This window comes from Actinomyces oris (genome assembly GCF_001929375.1).
In the GTDB taxonomy this organism is placed as follows: domain Bacteria; phylum Actinomycetota; class Actinomycetes; order Actinomycetales; family Actinomycetaceae; genus Actinomyces; species Actinomyces oris_B.
Genome location: NZ_MSGO01000050.1, coordinates 1 through 4109 on the forward strand (window position 1 = coordinate 1; position 4109 = coordinate 4109).

Sequence of the window (4109 nt, forward strand, 5' to 3'; positions counted from 1 at the left end):
TAAGGAGTCGGAGATGATGAGGGCGAAGGCGATGAGGGCTGCGCTCATGGCTACGGCCACGAGGGCTGCCGCGGTGCGCCGTAGGTCGAGGAGGGAGGGCATTAGCGGGCCTCCATTCCTGTGGCGTAGGGGCTGCCGAAGCCGAACATCTGGGTTGCGCTGGGAGGCGCGGCGTGGCGGGCGCTGTAGACCTCGGCGGGACGGGGCGCGTGGGCGGTGCTCGCTCTGGAGGCGCGGCGGGGCTCCGGTGCGGTCGCCGGGGTGATGGCGCGACGCGTCGGTGCGGGGGGAGCCGGGGGTGCCGGGGTAGCCGGTGCCGTCATCGGTGCTGCGTGGGCGTGAGCAGGGGGCGCCTGCTGGGCTGGGCGGGCAGTTGGTGTGGTGTGGGTGCCGGGGGTGTGGTGGACGGTGTCGTCGTTGGTGATGCGTCCGTCGCGTAGGCGGATGATGCGGTTGGTGGTGGCTGCGGCTTGTTCGTCGTGGGTGACCATGACGACGGTCTGGCCCAGGGTTTGGCACATGTGGGCGAGGGTTTGTAGGAGGTTGGCGGCTGAGGCGGTGTCCAGGGCTCCGGTGGGTTCGTCGGCGAAGATGACTTTGGGGCGGCCTATCAGGGCGCGGGCTACGGCTACGCGTTGCTGCTGTCCGCCGGAGAGCTCGTTGGGGCGGTGGGACAGGCGGTCGGTGAGGCCCAGGACTGAGATGACGGCGTCGTACCAGTCTCGGGATGGTTTGCGGTGTGCCAGGCGCTGGGGTAGGAGGATGTTCTCCTCGGCGGTCAGGGTGGGTAGGAGGTTGAAGGACTGGAAGATGAAGCCGAGCTGGTCGCGGCGTATGGTGGTGAGCTGTTTGTCCTTCATGCCTGACAGGTCCTGTCCGGCGATGAAGACGCTGCCGGAGGTGGGGGTGTCCAGGCCGGCTAGGCAGTGCAGGAGTGTGGACTTGCCTGAGCCGGAGGGGCCCATGATGGCTGCGAACTCTCCTTCGGTGATGGTGAGGCTGACCGTGTCCAGGGCGATGACCTGGGCGTTGCCCTCGCCGTAGACCTTACGCAGAGCACGGGCCTCAACCACCTTGTTGACGGTGGGACTGATGTGTGGAATCTGGTGCGGCATGGTGCTTCTCTTCCTTCCGGGCGGGAGCCGCGGCCGGTGTGCCGCACAGTCCCCGTGATAGATGGGTGGATGCCTCGAGGCTAGGAATCGGGGAGACGAACCGGAATGCGTCGAAGGGACGGGCTGCAGTGGCGTCTCCGCCTTTAGGATGAGATTTGACCGCTGCCCATAATCAGACTCGTTGTAGGGCGTCTGACGCCGGGTGAGCGGAGCGCCGCAGGCGAACCGGGCGACGCGACCGGGGCTCAAGCACCGCCGCCGGCCCCTTCGGACGGGGGCGGCGCCGCAGGACGTAGAACGTCTTGCGTGAGATGGAGTGCTCAGCGCAGAACGTCGCCACCGCCCCACGAGGCGCGTCATCAGGCCACTGGGCGATCACCAGACGGACACGAGGATCAACACTACGATTCTTATCTGAGCTCACCGCTCAATCTCAGACCACACGTGTCACCCCCCCAGAACCCTCCGAAGTGTCACCGATGTCCTGACACAGACCTGACACGGAACTGTCGCCCATGTTCAGAGACGTAACAGCCTGAAATGCGGAGCGTGCAGTACCGAAAAGAATATTCGGCAGCATTCTGGAAGCTAGTCCTGGGCGAGGGCGCGGATGGGTGGGATCCTACTGGCGCTCTCAGCTGGGCGCAGTGAGGCCAGGACTCCGACTGCGGTGGCAGCCAGGAGGATGCCACCCAAGACCAGGGTTAAGGTAAGCCACGGGACTTGGAGGATTGTGAGGAAGTCCCCGGAGTTTGTGTTGAGTAGGGCGGCCACCCCTGCGATACCCACGCCGCAGCCGAGCAGGATACCGATGCTGCCGCCCAGGAGGGCGATAAGGATGGCCTCGGTGATGAACAGAAGCCTGATTTCCTTGCGTTGGGCACCGGTGGCGCGCAGGACTCCGAGCTCGCGGGTGCGTTCCAGGACACTGATGGTGATGGTATTGGCCAGTCCGGATAGGGCGATCAGTAGCGTGAAGATCAGCATGGCGCCGATCGCTATGGCGACTTGCTGAACCTGGTTGGTGAAGTTGACGCGGCCCTCCTGGGAGTCGGCGACGTATAGTCCGGTACCCGCCAAGGCCTTGCGGACGGCGGAGACAGGGGTCTGGTTGGAGGCGTCCCCACTGGTGCGCACCCACAAGATGGAGGCGGTTGGGACCTCTCCGACCAGCCGATTCGCGACGGTGGGCGTGATGGCGGCGTCGAGCCCCTCCTTCACTCGGACGGTGAGTTCAACGCTTCCGGCAGGCCCCTTGAGGGTCACAGGTGTTCCGTCGGGGATGTTGTATATGCGACTCAAGATGAGGGTCTGGTCGTCGAGAGTCTCCAGGGCTTCCCGGGAACGGAGGACTGGGGAGACCTTCTTCTGGTCGACGGCGGCAACGTTAAGGCTTTCTTCCTGGATGCCCTGGTCTTCACTGGTCATCTTGACGTCAAGCCACGGGAGAGAGGTGACATAATCCACCCCGTCAACGGCTGCAATCTTTGTGACAGTTGACGAGGGATCTTGTCCGCTTTCGAACTCTCCCACGATGATGTCAATGGGAGTATTGGAACTGACGTAGTTCTGCATGGACGATGCAATGCCGGCCAGCCCGCTGGCCATCGTGGCTGCCACAGCGACAGCGACGAGCAGAGACGCAGTGGTCGCGGCGGACCGCTTGGGATGACGGGCCAGATTGCGGGAGGCCAAGTGGAGGATTGGTTTGTGGGTCTGGCTACAGACTAATTCGATCAGGCGAGACATTCCGATGACGAGCAGAGGAAGTGCAAAGATGATTCCGAGGACGGATATCCCTGCCCCTGCCCCGATTATCTGCAAGAAGCCCCAGGTAATCCCGCCCTGAATGAGGCCAAGGCCGAGTATGGCGACGACCACACCCGCGACTGCCGTCGCCATCCGTCGTCTGCTAAGTGACTTTTGGTTGGAGGCCTGCTCGGTCAGTGCCACAAGTGGAGATACTCGAGTGGCCTGGCGCGCCGTCCTCAAGACGGAGACCAAGGTCATCACTGTGCCGACAAGGAGCGCCAAGGCGAACGTTGTCCAGGAGATGGTCAGATGGCGGGGTTTGACGCTCTCGATGATGCCGAGATGGATCACCGGAACCGCTATGGCGGCGCCGACGATAGCCCCCGCTACGGATCCAGTCAGCCCGGTGAACAAAGCTGTGCGCAGCACAGAACCCATGATCTGGCTGCGGCTGGCGCCGACACAGCGCAGCAGCCCGATCTGACGGGTCTGGCGAGCCATAAGTGTCGTGAAGGTTGTGGCGATGACTATCCCGGACACGACGATGCACACAGGGGCGATGATTTGCAGAAGGGTGAGTGTCTTCGATGCCGTAGCGTCTGAGTTCTCGGCGCGCATGGTGACTATGTCGGAGGCTGTGTAGGCTTTCGTGTCGGGCTGTGTGGCCGCCAGAGCCTTGGTGACGGAGCTGAGAAGCTCCTTGTCACTGGTTCCCGCCTGTGCGGTGACGTAAAGGATGGTGGGGCCATCAGGAAGCCCCATTGCGGCTTGCGCCTCTCCAGTAGCGAAGATGTAGGGGGTGTCGTCAGTATCACCCCGTGTGATGTCGGCCGCCGGCTGGACCACGCCCACGATGCTGACTGTTGTGGGGGAGGCATCCTTGGAAGCCTTCAGGCTCAGGGTGCTGCCGACTTTTACGCCCTGCTGACGCTCTAGGACGGCGGGTGCGACAGCGATCTCGTTAGCGGTTTGCGGCAGTCGCCCCTCTGTTAAACGGGTACCGCCCGTGAGCTTCGGTACATTCAGGACAATGAGACCGCTTTCTTGTCCTGTGCCCGCGCGGCTAGCTTGAACCCCTCCGTCGACATAGGGGCGTACGGACGCAACTCCGCCAGCTGCGGAGACCTCTCGCACAGCCTGCTCGGAGATCCTGCCGCTGGCAGTGTCGCCGCTAGAGCCTGCTAGAACTACCACGTCAGCGTCGCCGACGCTCGCTCGGGCGTTCTCAGTCACTTTTGCTTG

General features: G+C 63.4%; 1 protein-coding gene and 1 pseudogene. Both read right to left on the bottom strand.

Annotated features, from left to right (window positions below; all coding sequences use genetic code 11):
• Nucleotides 1–413 precede the first annotated feature (413 nt).
• Nucleotides 414–1115 (bottom strand): annotated as a pseudogene (locus BKH32_RS11120) (ABC transporter ATP-binding protein); the annotation flags it as partial.
• Nucleotides 1116–1703: 588 nt separating this feature from the next.
• The coding region (locus BKH32_RS11125; RefSeq protein ID WP_075250103.1) for an FtsX-like permease family protein at nt 1704–4109 on the bottom strand (2406 nt) is incomplete at its 5' end.